This window comes from Vibrio pacinii DSM 19139, assembly GCF_000711795.1.
GTDB classification, from domain to species: domain Bacteria; phylum Pseudomonadota; class Gammaproteobacteria; order Enterobacterales; family Vibrionaceae; genus Vibrio; species Vibrio pacinii.
Genome location: NZ_KL543976.1, coordinates 342,375 through 358,501 on the forward strand (window position 1 = coordinate 342,375; position 16,127 = coordinate 358,501).

Consider the following 16,127-nt stretch of genomic DNA (forward strand, 5'->3'; position numbering starts at 1 on the left):
TTTATAAAACAAGCGCAAAGCCTCATTAACTCTAGCGCCAACCCACAAATGCAACAAGTTATTAACACTTGGTCTGTGATTTGCGTTTGTTGAAAACGATAAAAAAACATTCCGCATGCGAATGACATAAACACAACAACGAGAAATCAATAAGGAAATTGTATGATCTACGCACAACCAGGTAACACAGACTCAGTCGTTTCATTTAAAACACACTATGACAATTATATCGGTGGCGAATGGGTCAAACCGGTCAATGGTGAATACTTTGACAATACCTCGCCAGTCAATGGTCAAGCGTATTGTAAAGTGGCGCGTTCAGGGGAAGCCGATATCGCGCTTGCCTTAGATGCGGCCCATAACGTGCGTGCATCGTGGGCCAAAACTAGTGTCACTGAACGCGCCAACATCATGCTAAAAATAGCCGATCGCATTGAGCAACATATCGAAGAACTTGCGGTGGCTGAATCATGGGAAAACGGCAAGCCCGTTAGGGAAACGCTGGCCGCTGATTTACCTTTGGTAGTCGACCACTTCCGCTATTTCGCTGGTTGTATCCGTGCCCAAGAAGGCAGCGCAGCCGAGCTTGATGAAACAACAGCAAGCTATCACTTTCCTGAACCAATTGGGGTTGTCGGCCAGATCATCCCTTGGAACTTTCCTATGCTAATGGCTGCGTGGAAACTCGCTCCAGCAATGGCGGCAGGGTGTTGTGTGGTACTTAAACCCGCCGAGCAAACGCCAACCTCTATTTTGCTTTTGATGGAAAAGATCGGCGACCTTATCCCTGCAGGTGTGATCAATGTGGTCAATGGTTTTGGTAATGAGGCAGGTCAAGCACTCGCAACCAGTGATCGGATCGCCAAGTTGGCCTTTACTGGATCGACGCAAGTGGGTAACCATATCCTCAAATGCGCCGCCGACAACCTGATCCCTTCTACGGTAGAGCTAGGTGGTAAATCACCCAATATCTATTTCCCCGACATTTTTAATCACGAAGACGAATACCTAGATAAATGTATCGAGGGCACATTACTTGGATTCTTTAATCAAGGGGAAGTGTGTACCTGCCCTTCTCGCGTTTTGGTTCATGAGTCCATCTACGATGAATTTGTGGCCAAACTTTCCGAGCGAGCCAAGACGATTAAACAAGGCAATCCGCTTGATACAGATACTCAAGTTGGTGCGCAAGCGTCACAAGAACAGTTCGATAAAATTTTGAGTTACTTAGAGATAGGTCGTCAAGAAGGCGCCAAAGTGGTCTTTGGCGGAGGCGTATCACAGCAGCCAGACAGCATTAACCAAGGCTACTACATCCAACCGACAATGTTGGAAGGCCATAATAAAATGCGTATTTTCCAAGAAGAGATTTTTGGGCCCGTGATTGCTATCACTAAATTTAAAGATGAAGCCGAAGCGTTGGCCATTGCTAACGATACTGAGTACGGCTTAGGGGCTGGGGTATGGACGCGTGATGCTAACCTTGCCTATCGAATGGGTCGCAACATTGAGGCCGGACGAATTTGGATCAACTGTTACCATGCTTATCCTGCCCACGCCGCGTTTGGCGGATATAAAAAATCCGGTATCGGGCGTGAAACCCATAAAATGATGCTTGATCACTACCAAAACACCAAAAATCTATTGATTAGCTATGACGTCAACCCGCTTGGGTTCTTCTAAAACACGCAAATGGGTTCATTCATAGAGCGCCATCAGGCGCTCTTTTTCAGTTTAGATTTGCGATACTTGTCGTTGATATACAATGCCGCACTCACTACTAACGCAGCGATAGATACGGTAAGAAGCACTGGCATCTTAAACACCCACGCAAAAACTGCACACAGAAATGCGACGAAGGTAATCATGCGGCTGCTCGACATGACTCTGCCTAGTTTTCTACTCATAACGCCTCCTTAAACAACAGTCCATCCTGTTGTTTGATAGCGTTATTATGCCGATAGGCGAGCTAAATAAACCTAAAATGACCTCAAATCGGGGCAGAACGTGATCAACAACACTTACCGCTATGAGAGCGATAAAATACGTTTACAAATATACATCGGCGAAAAAATATAACGTCATGGCGATGCTTGATAATGCCACAAAGCCTTTCACATATTTTTGCTCGACTTTTCTTGAGACTCGCGCCGCCACGTAACCACCTAACAGTGATCCCATCATTACCGCAAAACCTTTTTGCCAATCAATCACCCCATCCACCATGAACACCACAATCGCAATCACAGAGACACACGATGAAACCAGTAATTTTAACCCGTTCATTTGATTGATGTTGGTGTAGCCTGCTAAAACAAGGTAGCTCAGTACAATCACTCCTAGGCCAGCATTAAAAAAGCCGCCATAAGCCGAGACCAGTAATAACAACAAACTGATTGAGACCGTTGGCCATATCGGATTAAGAGAGACGCGTTGTGCCCCTTTTGAAAGCCAAGCACTTAAATGATGGCCGAACAAAAATAGTAAGGTGGCAAAAAGAAGCAACCAAGGAATAGCAATTAAAAACTGCTGCTCTGAGACATTGAGCAGTAAATACGCACCAAGTGCACCACCCAATAAGCTGATCAAAATTAATGAAGGTAATCGCTGGGCCGAATGTGCAATGTCTTGGCGAAAACCATAAGCACCACTAATATAACCGGCACAAACGGCGAAGGTGTTGGTCGCGTTCGCAGCAACCGCAGGCAAACCAAAAAACATCAGCGCGGGAAAGGTAATAAAGCTACCGCCACCGGCAATACTATTTAAAATACCACCTACCACGCCCGCTGCAAAAAGTAGAATCCATTCCATATGCAAATTTCGTTATTTTCAAGATGATATACATTAACGTGCGGTGTCAGAAGAAAAAACCACCGATGGCTAAAACTGTGCTCATCCTACTGAATATCCAATGCCAGCTCTTTCCAATCTTCTAGCTCATCACGAAAATGCTGCGTCTGTTTTAACGACATGGTATTGATAATTTGTGTTAAGTAAGTTCTTGCCACCTCCCGGTTATACTCAATTTTGCCTGCAAGCTGAGGCGAATAAAAACTATCAGGGTTGAACATGAGATCTTGAAAATCGGGTTTAAATAATGCTTCGTTAAGCCTCTCTACCAGCAGTGCGTTGATTTCAACACGCATTTTAGTTTGATGGGTCACCCAATCGCGCGAAGTAATTTGCAACTCATTGGTCCAACGGGTGAGAAGTTGCTGCTGTTTTTCCGTTAAGTCGCCCAGCCAATTTTCAAGATTTTTCTCAATTCGCTGGTGATAACGTTGCTTGATCTCTTCATCAGTGAGTGACTGGTATTTCTTTTTGTATTTAGTATGACGTACACGTAGATTATCCATAAACTCATTGACTTGATCGTCAGACAACTGTGTCGTAATTTGATACAGGTCTGGAGCAACTCGTGCGACTAGCCGTTGCGAATGGGCACGTATTTGTTGTTCGTGAACTCGCATATCATCAATAGTAAATTGACTTGGTTCAATCGCGATAAGTTGATCAAGTTGCTCGATATAATTGGGAATTTCTTCCTTTCGATGCCACTCACTCAGTTGCGAAATTTTATCGCTAACAAAGTCTTCTTGCTGTTCATCAAGTTCTACGTAATCTTCAACAAACTCAAGCACCAACCAATCGATGTGGTTGTATACGAACTTTGAGCTACAACCAAATAAACTCAAACTTATCACTATCAATACTATTAGTTTTCTCATGCTTATCCCTGCAAAAAGCCATTCAGCGAGTTGGGTCACTCTATTTATTATTAAGTTTAGTCATTACACTCTTTACGATGATGCCAGCATTATCGAATCTAGTTTCAGCGCGACTAGTTTTGTACGTAGCTCTACCTATTTTGACTCAAAAACAACCCAAACGACCAATTATTAACCGCCAAATCACTATGTCAGTGAAGAGTGAGTATCTTAAACAAACGCTATCACAAACCGCGATTTTGTTTACGCAGCAGTGACAGTCTTATTTCGTTGCACAGTAAGCTTGTATTTGAGAGCCCATTAGGAGACACAACGATGAAAAAATTGATTCTTTTTGCCACATTGGTGATCAGTGCTTCTGTATTCGCTGCCAATCAAACTGTCATTAGCCATAGCACGCTAACGACTGACGCATACGCAACCAAACAACAAGCCTATGATGCTGCGTTTGATCTAATGGACGAAATGAAAGCGATGGATAGCGCTAAATTGAAAATTGTACTCCCAATACACGAAAACAATGTTATTTCTCCAAGTGTCAAAGTAAATGACATGTTGGTACAAGTTGAAGAGTATGCCAAAGCTCCCGGCCAGTTTGAGTACAAAGCGAAGCTCGGGGTTGATTATCAGTACACCTACCGTGAAAGCCGTCGAGACTAATCTTGTTAGCGCAAACAATCAGGTCGCAGTGCGCAAGCATCGCGACCTTTTTATGACGGTTTCCTGACTTATCAGAGCTCGATCGAACTATACTCGAAAAATAAACTTGCTTCGGCACCCTTTCGCTGTCCGTCATTTTTATTTAGAAGGTAAACGATGAAAATTTCTATACTCAGTTCTTTGTTGACGACCCTCGCGCTAATGGGATGCAGTCAGACTTCTCAACCCACTATCCAAGAGCCTTCACCTAACCCGCTATGTACCACTAAATCTATGCCTGGGGGATGGAGTGATGCCGACATCACGCCTGATGTCCAAGCTGCCGTCAATGCCCTCATGTCACATATGGGCAGTCACTCAGAATTACAAAGTGTCGACAAAGTACGCACACAGGTAGTCAGTGGCATCAACTATGCGATTGAATATCGTCTGAAGAATGGCGAAGTGTGGCATGCTGTTGTTTATCGGAATCTGCGAAATGACTACATGGTCGACCAAGTTGCGACGCCTGGCCCACTGTGTCCATAAAAAAATGACCTTTGTTTGAATGAAAAAGGCATAATTAGGTCGCTTCATCGCGTTTGGCCGATATAATAAGGGTTCAATAACAAATAGGTTTAAGCATGAAAATTTGTGGTGTAGAACTAAAAGCAAACGACGCAATTATTTGTCTTCTTTCTCATTCAGACAGTGTTGTTCATCTGCCTGACTGCCGCGTATCGAAATTAACGATCGGCAATGCGAATGACACACAAGAAATCCGTAAGTTTCAGTTCTCTTTCGCCAAGCTGGTCGAAGATTATCAGATCGAAAAAGTGGTGATTCGTCAGCGTCAAACCAAAGGGAAATTTGCCGGTGGTGCCGTAGGTTTCAAACTTGAAGCAGCGATTCAACTTATTGAAGGTCTGAATGTTGAAGTCGTCTCTCCGACAGAGATTAAAGAGAGCTTAAAGCGAAATCCACTCGCCATCGCATTTAAAGAGACTGGCCTTAAACAATATCAGGAACAAGCATTTGCGACTGCTTACGCGTGTGTAATGAAACGCGGCTAATCGCTGTTAATCAAACGCTTAATGACATAAAAAGCCCAGCATTGATTGCTGGGCTTTTTGTTATCCGTTCACGTTATGCTACGCGTCGGTCTTTAAAATTACCTAACAAGGCATCGTACAATTCATTATCGGTGAGTACGCCCACCAGTTGGTTATTTTCAACCAATAAAATAGGTTGATTACTGCGTTGTTTTAGCTCAATTGCTTCACGCATCCCAATTTCAGGGCTTGCCTGAACCACGTTGGATTCACTGACTTGGGCCATTTCAAATGTACCATCACTCCAATCGAGTAACGTTTTATCTGAGTCAACTAAAGCAACACCATTGGTTTGCTGTTTTACCCATAAATCGTCACGTGAACAAATTTGCCATTGGTCATCTCGGCTGATGAGCTGTTCACGCATTTGCATCAACGAGCGTCCTTTCAACACGTTCAATGGATTAGTGTGTGCGACAAAGTCTTTGACGTATTCTGTTTCTGGCGCAAGTACGATCTGCTCTGGCTTACCATGTTGAATAAGCTTACCAGACTCCATAATCGCGATATTATTACCAATCTTGAGCGCTTCGTCTAAGTCATGACTAACAAATAAAATCGTCTTATTGAGTTTTTTCTGCAATAGAATCAGCTCGTCTTGCAATTGAGCACGAATCAAGGGGTCAAGCGCTGAAAACGGCTCATCCATCAATAAGATATCGGTATCCATAGCAAAAGCACGAGCAAGACCAACTCGTTGCTGCATTCCCCCTGAAAGTTCATGAGGATGCTTGGTTTCCCACTCAGCTAATCCGACCATTTCGAGCTGCTCTCGTGCTTTTTCACGACGTTTAGCCTTCGGCACGCCCTGCATTTCTAAACCAAAAGCAACATTATCTAGCACAGTCAACCATGGCATCAAGGCGAACTTCTGAAATACCATAGATACGCGATGGGTTCTCAGGTGACGCAGTGTGCCTTCATCACAATCGGCTAAATTGACACTTTGCTCGCCATCTTTAATCTCTAAGCTACCGCGAGAGATTGAATTAAGACCATTGACGGCGCGTAATAAGCTCGACTTACCCGAACCAGATAAACCCATTAGCACACAGATTTCACCCTCTTTGACTGTCATTGAAACATTATCAACGCCGACAACTTGGCCAGTTTGATCAATAATTTCTTGGCGACTTTTGCCTTGATCAAGCAGATCGAGCGCCTGTTGCTGCTTGTTACCAAAAACCACGTCAAGATTGTTAATTGTAATTGCATCCATCATTAAGCCTCTTTCTGGTTTGGTGTTTTGCATAAGCGGTCAAGAATAATGGCAACCAAAACAATGGCGAGGCCAGCTTCAAAACCTTGTGAAATATTCACCGTGTTAAGTGCACGTACCACAGGTTTACCCAGTCCGTCGGCTCCAACCAATGCCGCGATCACCACCATTGATAGTGACAACATAATGCATTGAGTTACGCCCGCCATAATGCTTGGCATCGCCGCCGGAAGCTCAACTTTGAATAGCAACTTTCTACGGCTAGCACCAAACGCTTTGCCCGCTTCGATCAGCTCTTCCGGTACTTTGGTCATTCCTAAGTAAGTAAGACGAATTGGCGCTGCAATCGCAAATATGATGGTTGAAATTAACCCCGGTACGATACCTAAACCAAACAAGACTAAGGTCGGGATAAGGTAAACAAAGGTTGGCACGGTTTGCATCAAGTCGAGTATTGGTCTCAACAAGGTATATAACCACGCGCGGTGCGCTGCCATGATCCCTAGAGGTACGCCAATTAATACGGAAATCGTTGTCGCTGCAAATACAAGAACAAAGGTTTCCAACATCTCCTGCCAATAACCAATATTGAGAATGGTCAGCAATGCGCCAACAATAAACAGCACCAAAGGAATACTTCTATGCAAATACCAAGCAATAGCCGCCGTTAAAATAATTGGTGCGGCAGGTGGCATCCACTTAAACACATCGACAACAAAAAGAATCACAGTTTCAAGAAAGATAGAGACAGCGTCGAAAAAGCCTGCGCCATTAAGCGTCAGCCAATCCACCACGGTTTCCATCCATTCACCCACAGGGATTTTGTTGTTAGTAATAAAATTCACAATAAGACCTTTCTTTGATCGGTGAGGTGCGAATAACACCTCACCGCAATGAGATTACGCGTTTGATTTAATGTAGTTATTTACGGCTGTGGCTGCGTCACCACCTTCGAGTGTTTTCAGCCCCTCAAGCCAAGCTTCCACTTGTTTTGGGTTCTCTTTCAGCCATTTTTGCGCCGCTTTCGACGGCTTGACGTTCTGGTTTAAGATCTGTTCCATTAACTGGTTTTCCATCTCTAAGCTGAACGTTAAATTCTTAAGCAACTGGCCTACGTTCTGGCACTCCGCAAGGTAACCTTGACGTACGTTTGTGTAGACATTAGCCCCACCGTAATTTGGACCGAAGAAGTCATCGCCACCGGCTAAGTATTCCATTTCAATATTGCTGTTCATTGGGTGTGGAGCCCAACCAAGATATACGATCCATTGGTTGCGACGCACCGCTCGTGATACCTGTGAAACCATACCCGCTTCACTAGACTCAACGAGGTTAAAATCTTTAAGACCAAACGCATCACTATCTATCATAGATTGGATCAAGCGGTTACCATCATTGCCCGGTTCAATGCCGTAGATACGGTCTTTAAAATTGTCGGCATACTTGGCAAGGTCGGCAAAATCTTTTACACCTGCGTCATAGACAAACTTTGGTACAGCAAGCGTATATTTTGCACCTTCAAGGTTGGCGCGTACGGTTTCGACGGTGCCTGCTTCTCGGTATTTAGCGATGTCCCCTTCCATCGTTGGCATCCAGTTGCCAAGGAAGATATCGATATCACCGTTTGCCATTGAAGAATAAGTCACTGGTACTGAAAGTAAGTCAGTTTTGGTTTTATAACCCATACCTTTGAGCAACTCGCTAGTCACTGCCGTCGTTGCCGTAATGTCGGTCCAACCAACATCGGCAAAACGAACGGTTTCACACTGGTTCGCATAAGCATTAAAAGCGAATGTACTGACTGCGAGGGTAGTCATTGTTTTTGTCATCATAGACATAGTAATTTCCTTGTAATGATTGCTGACTAATTTACTTGGCTGTTTCGACAGCCCTTTTTGGAGTTTTCATTCTTTGGTGTTGCTGCCAACCTGGTGCAATCCAGATGGGCTGCTGCTGTTCTTTTAATAGACGTTTACCTAAGATCATGTCTGCGGCACGTTCTGCAACCATAATGGTTGGCGCATTAAGGTTGCCATTAGGAATGGTGGGAAAAACAGACGAATCGACCACGCGCAACGATTCGATACCGCGCACTCGACACTGCTCATCGAGTACCGCCATTGGATCGTTATCTGCGCCCATTTTGCAGCTACACGATGGATGGTACGCGCTTTCGACATTACTCTTCACCCAAGCATCAATATCGTCGTCTGACGTAATCTCACCTCCGGGTTGAATCTCTTCTCCACGATATTTGTCTAACGCAGGCTGTTCGAGAATTTCGCGAGTTAAACGAATACAGTCACGCCAATCTTGCTTATCTTGTTCGGTTGAAATGTAATTGAACTCAATTTGAGGGTGCACGTGCGGATCGGCCGAAACAATTTGCACACTGCCACGACTCTCGGGTTTATTTGGCCCAACATGCACTTGAAAACCATGGCCATCAAAAGCAGTACGGCCATCGTAGCGCATCGCAGCTGGTAAGAAGTGATACTGAATATTTGGCCACTTCAGCCCTTGACGAGAACGAATAAAGCCACACGATTCAAAATGGTTGGTTGCCCCAAGTCCTTTGCGTGTCAAAATCCATTCGGTACCAATTTTAGCTTTGCTGACAAGACCCAACTTGCTGTTGAGGCTGATGGGCTCTTTACAGTGATATTGAAAATACACTTCGAGGTGATCTTGCAGATTCTGACCGACACCAGGCAGATCAATCACGGTTTCAACGCCCGCTTGATCCAGTACCGCTTTAGGGCCAATACCTGATAGCTGAAGCAGTTGCGGCGAACCAATCGAACCGGCGCTCGAAATAACCTCTTTTGACGCCGAAACGCGTTGCACTTTGCCCGACTTTTCGAACTCAAGACCTGTGGCCTTATTGCCTTCAATAAGGAACTTACGCGCCACAACGCCTTTAATTAGCGTTAAGTTTGAACGTTTCAGAGCACGCCTTAAGTAAGCGTTAGAGGTAGAAGCACGCACGCCTTTATCTACCGTCATGTGCATCGCACCAAACCCTTCTTGCTGATAACCGTTATAGTCATCTGTTTCTGGGTAGCCTGCCTCAACGCCTGCATCAATGAACGCGCGATAAAGTGGATTGAGCTGCATATCATTGCCAGCACATGTTCCTAGTGGCCCGGCGCCACCACGGTAGTCATCTTCACCACCAATCCAAGACTCGGCGCGTTTAAAATAAGGTAAACACGCTTGGTAGTTCCAACCATTTGCCCCTTGTTGTTGCCATTCATCGAAATCGCACGCATGGCCACGAACGTAGACCATGCCATTGATCGATGAACTGCCGCCGAGCACTTTTCCACGCGGACAATGAAGCTGGCGTCCGTCTAAACCTTGTTCCTGCGTAGTCTCAAATTGCCACGCATAACGGTCACTGTTCATCGGATATGAAAGCGCTGTCGGCATTTGAATAAAGATGCTTTTATCGGTGCCACCTGCCTCAAGTAATAGCACTTGATGCTGACCACTTTCGGTTAAGCGATCCGCCAATACACAGCCAGCCGATCCCGCACCGACGATAATATAATCGTAGTGTTGTTGCATTGTGTCTCTCCGAATTATGTCGCTAGGCGTAAGGGCTTTCGAAGCCACCCAGTTCAATTAATACACTCTTGGTTTGGGTGTAACTGCGCAGTGTCTCGGGTCCGTTCTCTCGGCCAATGCCTGAATGTTTGTAACCACCAACAGGCATTTCTGCAGGAGAGTCTCCCCAAGTATTGACCCAGCAAATCCCCGCTTGCATTTGATGAATTACGCGGTGGGCACGGCTTAAGTCTTGGGTAAATAGCCCTGCGGCAAGACCGTAATCGGTGTCATTCGCACGAGCAATCACTTCTTCTTCATCGCTGAACTTGAGCACCGACATCACAGGACCGAAGATTTCATTTTGAACATGTGACATGCTGTCGTCGCAATCAACAAACACGGTTGGCACAACAAAGTTGCCATTTTCTAGGCCGTTTTCGGTAACTTGATAACCACCAGTGAGCAACGTGGCACCACTTGCTTTCGCTGTCTCAATGGCGGATAACACTTTGCTAAGATGCTCTTTGGAAATGAGCGCACCGATTTGTGTCTCAAGATCCATAGGATCGCCGACCACTAGTTTTTCTGTACGAGTTTTGAGCTGGGCAACAAAGTCGTCATAAATTGATTGGTGAACAAATACGCGTGTACCATGAGTGCATACTTCACCTTGAGTGTAAAAATTGGCAACCATCGCCGCTGAAACTGCATCGTCAAGTTTGGCATCACCAAATACGATCATCGGTGATTTACCACCAAGCTCCATCGTTACCTGCTTGAGTGTTTTGGCACTATCCGCCATCACTAATTTGCCAGTGCCCGATTCGCCCGTGAACGATACTTTGGCAATATCAGGGTGCGCCGTTAGCATTTGACCAACACGATGATCGCCTTGCAGTACATTAAACACGCCATCAGGCACACCAGCTTGCTGAAACACTTCTGCCAGTTTTAATGCCGTTAATGGTGTCTCTTCTGACGGTTTGAAGATCATTGCGTTACCCGCAGCTAGCGCTGGCGCTGACTTCCACATGGCAATTTGAATTGGGTAGTTCCACGCACCAATACCAGCGCAAATGCCTAAAGCCTCACGACGAGTGTAGAAAAACTGACTGTCTCCCATCGGTTGCTGTTCACCTTGCATCGCTGGCACAAGTCCGGCGTAATATTCAATGACGTCGGCACCGGTGGCAATATCAACCTCGAGTGCTTCTTGTAAAGGCTTACCCGTATCGGCGACCTCAAGTTCCGCTAATTCATTATTACGCTCACGCAAAATCGCGACCGCTTTGAGTAAAATGCGACTGCGTTCAATGGGCGCCATCGCTGACCAAACAGCAAAGCCACGCTTTGCAGCTTCAATTGCTCGCGACATATCATCATCGCTAGCTTGGCCTATCGTTGCTAGCGGTTCACCGTTAGCTGGATTGTATGTGATAAAGCTTTGATTAGATGTGGCGTGACAAAACTGCCCATCAATAAATAGTGATTTCATATTGAGTCTGACTTTGATTATTTTTGTGAATAAAAGGTAAGCTGCTTATCGAGATAATCATTGATGATCAGTCGTGCTTTATTTGCATCTATGCCTTGTGGGTTGAGCGTGCCACGTAGCCAAATACCATCAATCAATGCTGCGATACCGTGGACGATAATCTCAGCCTGTTGTTTATCGAAGAGCGCTTTTAGTTCAATTTTGAGGTGCGAAATCAAGCGTTTTTCATTTACTCGTTGTAATCGCTTTAGTTTTTGGTCATGCACTGAATAAGACCAAAATGCTAGCCATGTCTTGGCGACTTTATTCTCGGCTTGGAAGCCAACAAAGTTACCTTCAACAATCGCATTAATTCGTTGTTGATGGGCATCAGCAGGAAGAGCGCGTAGCTTATCCGTCACGGTTTGAGATAACTGACGCAGAATTTCACGCATCGTTTCCTCAAGCAAACCATGTTTACCACCAAAATAATGGTTGATGATTCCCGTCGAAACCCCCGCCTCTTTGGCGATTAAAGCAATGCTTGCACAAGGCAACCCCACTCTGTCTATCACTGACATCGTCGCGTTTACCAGCTGTGGTTTTCGGATACTTGGCATCCCAACCTTAGGCATTTTTGCCACTCCTCAATTTTTAATTGAACGATTAGTTAAATATAAAATGCCTGAAAATCATTTAGAACTCAAATGATTTTTTGGAATTTGTAGCACGTTCAATACAAAACCACACCGGCAATAGCATTCAACTCTAAGTAAATACCCATCTCAGTAAAACCCCATAAAGTTAAGCTGGGAAGTCACACAACAATACAATAAAACCTTTAAAAACATTAAGATAAATAAAGTTCTATCATTTTTTAAAAGTTAAAACCCAGCCTAAAAAACCGGAGAAATATTAACACTGGTTACATAGCCACAACTAATGCCAAATAATTTACTTCGCACTCTAATTTACTCAGCAACTAAACCATTCAAATCAAAACTTAGACTTCTATTGGATTTCATTAAGATAAAACTGAGTGCATATAGAAAAGTTGCTAAAACCACTAAGCTAGCTATTCTTATGAAATAAAATGCATTTCGTTTCGCGCGGTTAGTTCCCTAACAAAACCAGGTCGATAATATGAAACTTCCGTTTACCTCCTTCTGGGCACCAAAAAAGCACACTACTGCAACGCCAGAGCTCAAAACTGGCGTCTTGAATGTATTGTCCGAAGGTGTCTTAATTTGTGATGGTATGCAGGGTTCGCATTCCATTTTCTACGCCAACCCCGCTTTTTTGAAGTTTTATCAACACCAAGATCGCCCCGTTATCGGACATAGCCTTCATGATTTTTTCTCTTCCCGACTTACCCAACAACACCTTGATAAGCTGATTTCACTTGCCGGCAAAGGTTCGAAAGCCAATGTAGAGCTTGAAGTCAAGAGCAACGCAGATACACGCTGGCTTGAAGCAACACTCGAGCCCATGCGTGACAACGAGGGGAAACTTAACTATCTGGTCATCACTCAACGTGATATCACCAACATTAAACATGCCGAGACTGCACTTAAAAAGAGTAATGATAAGTTACAAAACCTGATCGAAGAGAAAAATCACCGAACCAATGAACATGAGCAGCAGATGGGCGTGATGTTCGAACAGTCGTCTGACGCCATGATTTTGCTCAACAGCAACAACCAAATTGTGGATGCGAATGATTCGGCACTGACTTTTTTTCAAAGTGAACGCTGTGAACTTATTGGCAATACGATAGAAACCTATATTGAGCCGATGCAAGCAGACGCTATTAGTCAACAACTCAGCCAAGTGCCGCTCTATCAAGAGGTTTTCTTTGATCGAGAACTCACCCTGGCCAGCCATTTGGAACAAAAGTCAATGCTTGCCGCTTGTCGATATATTTCGCTCAAGAACGAGAGGTTTATTGTTGTCACCCTCAAAGACAGTCGCTCTGAACAAAAGACAAGGCTTGAGTTAAAACGCCGTAAAAACGAGCTACTTAAAGTGGTAAGCAGTTTGAATCTCGCCACACAGGCTGGTGGAATAGGGATTTGGAGTTGGGACTTTGCAACCAACAAGTTGATCTGGGACGAGCGTATGTATGAAATGTATGATGTCGACCCAAACATCTGTAACAACACATACTCGATGTGGCGTGAACGAGTTCACCCAGATGATCTGTTTGATTCTGAGCAAGCACTTCTTCTTGCTCGAGAGGGCCTTCGTCAATTCAATGCCGAATTTCGAATCGTCATTCCTAGTGGTGAAACTCGCTGGATCAAAGCCGCAGCGCACGTTGTGTTTGCATCTGATGGTCAAACACCCACGGGCATGAGTGGTGTCAACATCGACATATCTAAAGAAAAACAATCTCAGCTGTACCTTAAAAAAGAGAGTGAAGCTGCACAAGCCGCCAGTGAAGCCAAATCGATGTTTTTAGCCAATATGAGCCATGAGATCCGTACCCCAATGAATGGGGTCATCGGCATGATCGGGGTATTGTCTGAGACAGAGCTAAGGCCTGAACAACGAACCATGGTGTCAACAATTGAACAATCGGCCATTACTCTATTGCACATCATCAATGATATTCTGGATTTCTCTAAGATAGAAGCAGGTCGAATGTCACTTGAAAGTAGACCTGTTGAACTACTGGAGCTTCTCGAGCGAACCTTAGATGTGCTTAGTTTACAAGCTCAAAATAAAGGCAATAATTTATTCCTAACTTATGACAGTCAACTGCCTCATACCATCATGAGTGATAGTGTTCGTTTGAGTCAAATAATGCTCAATTTGGTCGGAAATGCCGTCAAATTTACTCAGAGCGTAAATGGTATAAAGGGTAAAATATGGGTATCTGCGTCACTTGGGCATAATGGAGTAGCGCCCTGCATTGACCTCATCGTTGAAGACAATGGTATCGGAATTTCAGAAGAGCAAAAGGGGCGCTTGTTTAATGCATTTACTCAAGCAGACCCAACAACTACACGGCTATACGGTGGAACGGGCTTAGGGCTATCTATCACTCATTCATTACTTGAGATGATGGGAGGGACCATTCAGGTAGAAAGCCAGCAAGGTATTGGAAGCCGTTTTTCACTAGAATTACCTTTTATCCAAGTGGACTCGCCCCCACAAGACAGTACCTACCACTTGATTGATGGTAGCCGAGTGTTAATCATTACCAAGAATCAAGACGTAGCAACATTTTGTGAAATTAACTTGTCTAATTGCAACTGTAAAATACATACCATCCCTACGCTAAAAAACGCGATTACCGTATTGAATCAAGCAAAACAAGCTGGGGTAAGAATCGATCTATTGATTATCGGCCCAGACTATTTCAATACTTTTGATAATGGTCAGCTAAATGATGAAGATACCGCGACGTTGGCCTCGTTTGACATTATTACTCTTTCTGCTCACAACAAGGCAAAAACCTGCTTAGCTCGGCCCAACCTATACACGATGCCATCTAATCCGTTTAAACCAAGTGAATTAATGCGAGCGATCAGAGCATTGAAATCCCCTGGAACCGATGCATATGCCAGTAATCAAGGGGTTAGAATGGCCAAGCCTAGCTACCAAGCAAGCAACATTCGTATTCTGGTGGTTGATGACCAACCGACCAATCGTGATGTATTCCAACGCCAGCTCAATTATCTTGGTTTTCAATGTGATATCGCGTCAAATGGTCAACAAGCTCTCGACATTTGGCGTGCCCACCAGTTTGATTTACTGCTAGTCGATTGTCATATGCCAGTGATGGATGGCTATGAACTCACCCGTCAAATCCGAACAATCGAGCGCGACGAACACTTCCACAGCCGCACACCCATTATTGCGATTACGGCAGACGTGACCGTTGACGCAGCGAAACAGTGCATCGACAGTGGAATGGACGACTATCTCGCCAAGCCCGTTGAATTGAGCCAATTAAACCAATCACTAATGACTTGGTTAGAAATCTCAATGCCTGCACCTAGCGCTGAACAGCCAAACGCAGTGAAGAGTGAAAGTGATTCACCCATATCGATGAGGGCATTACAAGATATCCTTGGTACAACGGATCACGCTGTTATCGCACCATTATTGCAAGATTACTGGTCATCGGTGGTTGATGACTTACGTAAAGCAGAATCGGCGCTAGATAACCAAGAACTAAACCAGTTACAACATCTCGCCCACGCCGCCAAAGGCGCGGCTCGTTCTGCTGGTGCACAGACAATCGCTGACACGTTTGAAACACTGCAACATAATGCCACTACCAAAGATTGGAACACGCTTAACAAAACGATAAAACGCTGCCGACAAGATGTCGATGCGCTTGGAATGCTCTTGATTGAGCTTAACATCATTGAACCAACAGAGGCATAAAC

14 protein-coding genes are annotated in these 16,127 nt (G+C 44.6%); 5 read left to right on the plus strand and 9 right to left on the minus strand.

From position 1 onward, the window contains the following. Positions 1–162: 162 nt before the first annotated feature. Positions 163–1,683: an acetaldehyde dehydrogenase ExaC gene (exaC, locus tag BS19_RS16435; protein WP_038176750.1), complete on the plus strand. Its 1,521-nt coding sequence runs from the start codon at positions 163–165 to the stop codon at positions 1,681–1,683. A 32-nt stretch (positions 1,684–1,715) separates the two neighbouring features. On the opposite strand, the gene BS19_RS16440 is transcribed toward exaC, so the two are convergent. The 3 genes from BS19_RS16440 to BS19_RS16450 all read right to left on the minus strand — a co-directional run bounded on the left by BS19_RS16440 (position 1,716) and on the right by BS19_RS16450 (position 3,731). Continuing rightward, positions 1,716–1,907 carry a hypothetical protein gene (locus tag BS19_RS16440; protein ID WP_038176752.1) on the minus strand — a complete coding sequence of 64 codons (192 nt, stop codon included), beginning with the start codon at positions 1,905–1,907 and terminating at the stop codon, positions 1,716–1,718. 142 nt (positions 1,908–2,049) lie between these two features. Continuing rightward, entirely contained in the window at positions 2,050–2,814 is a 765-nt protein-coding gene (locus tag BS19_RS16445; RefSeq protein ID WP_038176754.1) for a sulfite exporter TauE/SafE family protein, read from the minus strand. Between the two features lie 86 nt (positions 2,815–2,900). Next, positions 2,901–3,731: a DUF6279 family lipoprotein gene (locus tag BS19_RS16450; protein WP_038176756.1), complete on the minus strand. Its 831-nt coding sequence runs from the start codon at positions 3,729–3,731 to the stop codon at positions 2,901–2,903. A gap of 315 nt (positions 3,732–4,046) precedes the next feature. On the opposite strand from BS19_RS16450, the gene BS19_RS16455 reads away from it, so the two are divergent. The 3 genes from BS19_RS16455 (at position 4,047) to BS19_RS16465 (ending at position 5,443) form a co-directional block, all read left to right on the plus strand. Further along, positions 4,047–4,391, plus strand: a complete 345-nt coding sequence (locus tag BS19_RS16455) for a DUF3316 domain-containing protein (protein ID WP_038176759.1) — start codon at positions 4,047–4,049, stop codon at positions 4,389–4,391. Positions 4,392–4,547: 156 nt separating this feature from the next. Continuing rightward, complete coding sequence (locus BS19_RS16460) at positions 4,548–4,919, plus strand: cystatin domain-containing protein (RefSeq protein WP_038176760.1); 372 nt, start codon at positions 4,548–4,550, stop codon at positions 4,917–4,919. Positions 4,920–5,014: 95 nt separating this feature from the next. Then, positions 5,015–5,443: a DUF3010 family protein gene (locus tag BS19_RS16465; protein ID WP_038176761.1), complete on the plus strand. Its 429-nt coding sequence runs from the start codon at positions 5,015–5,017 to the stop codon at positions 5,441–5,443. 73 nt (positions 5,444–5,516) lie between these two features. On the opposite strand, the gene choV is transcribed toward BS19_RS16465, so the two are convergent. From choV to betI, 6 genes are read right to left on the minus strand one after another with little or no spacing between them, the layout of a single operon-like run. Beyond that, positions 5,517–6,701 (minus strand): choline ABC transporter ATP-binding protein, encoded by a 1,185-nt coding sequence (gene choV / locus BS19_RS16470; RefSeq protein WP_038176762.1) that lies wholly within the window; start codon positions 6,699–6,701, stop codon positions 5,517–5,519. Between the two features lie 2 nt (positions 6,702–6,703). After that, positions 6,704–7,546 (minus strand): choline ABC transporter permease subunit, encoded by an 843-nt coding sequence (choW, locus tag BS19_RS16475; RefSeq protein WP_038176764.1) that lies wholly within the window; start codon positions 7,544–7,546, stop codon positions 6,704–6,706. A 54-nt stretch (positions 7,547–7,600) separates the two neighbouring features. After that, positions 7,601–8,539 carry a choline ABC transporter substrate-binding protein gene (locus BS19_RS16480; RefSeq protein WP_038176766.1) on the minus strand — a complete coding sequence of 313 codons (939 nt, stop codon included), beginning with the start codon at positions 8,537–8,539 and terminating at the stop codon, positions 7,601–7,603. A 31-nt stretch (positions 8,540–8,570) separates the two neighbouring features. After that, positions 8,571–10,271 carry a choline dehydrogenase gene (gene betA / locus BS19_RS16485; RefSeq protein ID WP_038176767.1) on the minus strand — a complete coding sequence of 567 codons (1,701 nt, stop codon included), beginning with the start codon at positions 10,269–10,271 and terminating at the stop codon, positions 8,571–8,573. A gap of 22 nt (positions 10,272–10,293) precedes the next feature. Beyond that, positions 10,294–11,748: a betaine-aldehyde dehydrogenase gene (gene betB, locus BS19_RS16490; RefSeq protein ID WP_038176768.1), complete on the minus strand. Its 1,455-nt coding sequence runs from the start codon at positions 11,746–11,748 to the stop codon at positions 10,294–10,296. A 17-nt stretch (positions 11,749–11,765) separates the two neighbouring features. After that, positions 11,766–12,362, minus strand: coding sequence for a transcriptional regulator BetI (betI, locus tag BS19_RS16495; RefSeq protein ID WP_038176770.1), 597 nt, complete (start codon positions 12,360–12,362; stop codon positions 11,766–11,768). Positions 12,363–12,870: 508 nt separating this feature from the next. On the opposite strand from betI, the gene BS19_RS16500 reads away from it, so the two are divergent. Continuing rightward, on the plus strand, positions 12,871–16,125 hold the full coding sequence (locus tag BS19_RS16500) for a response regulator (RefSeq protein ID WP_038176772.1): 3,255 nt from the start codon (positions 12,871–12,873) through the stop codon (positions 16,123–16,125). The last annotated feature ends 2 nt before the right edge of the window (positions 16,126–16,127 follow it).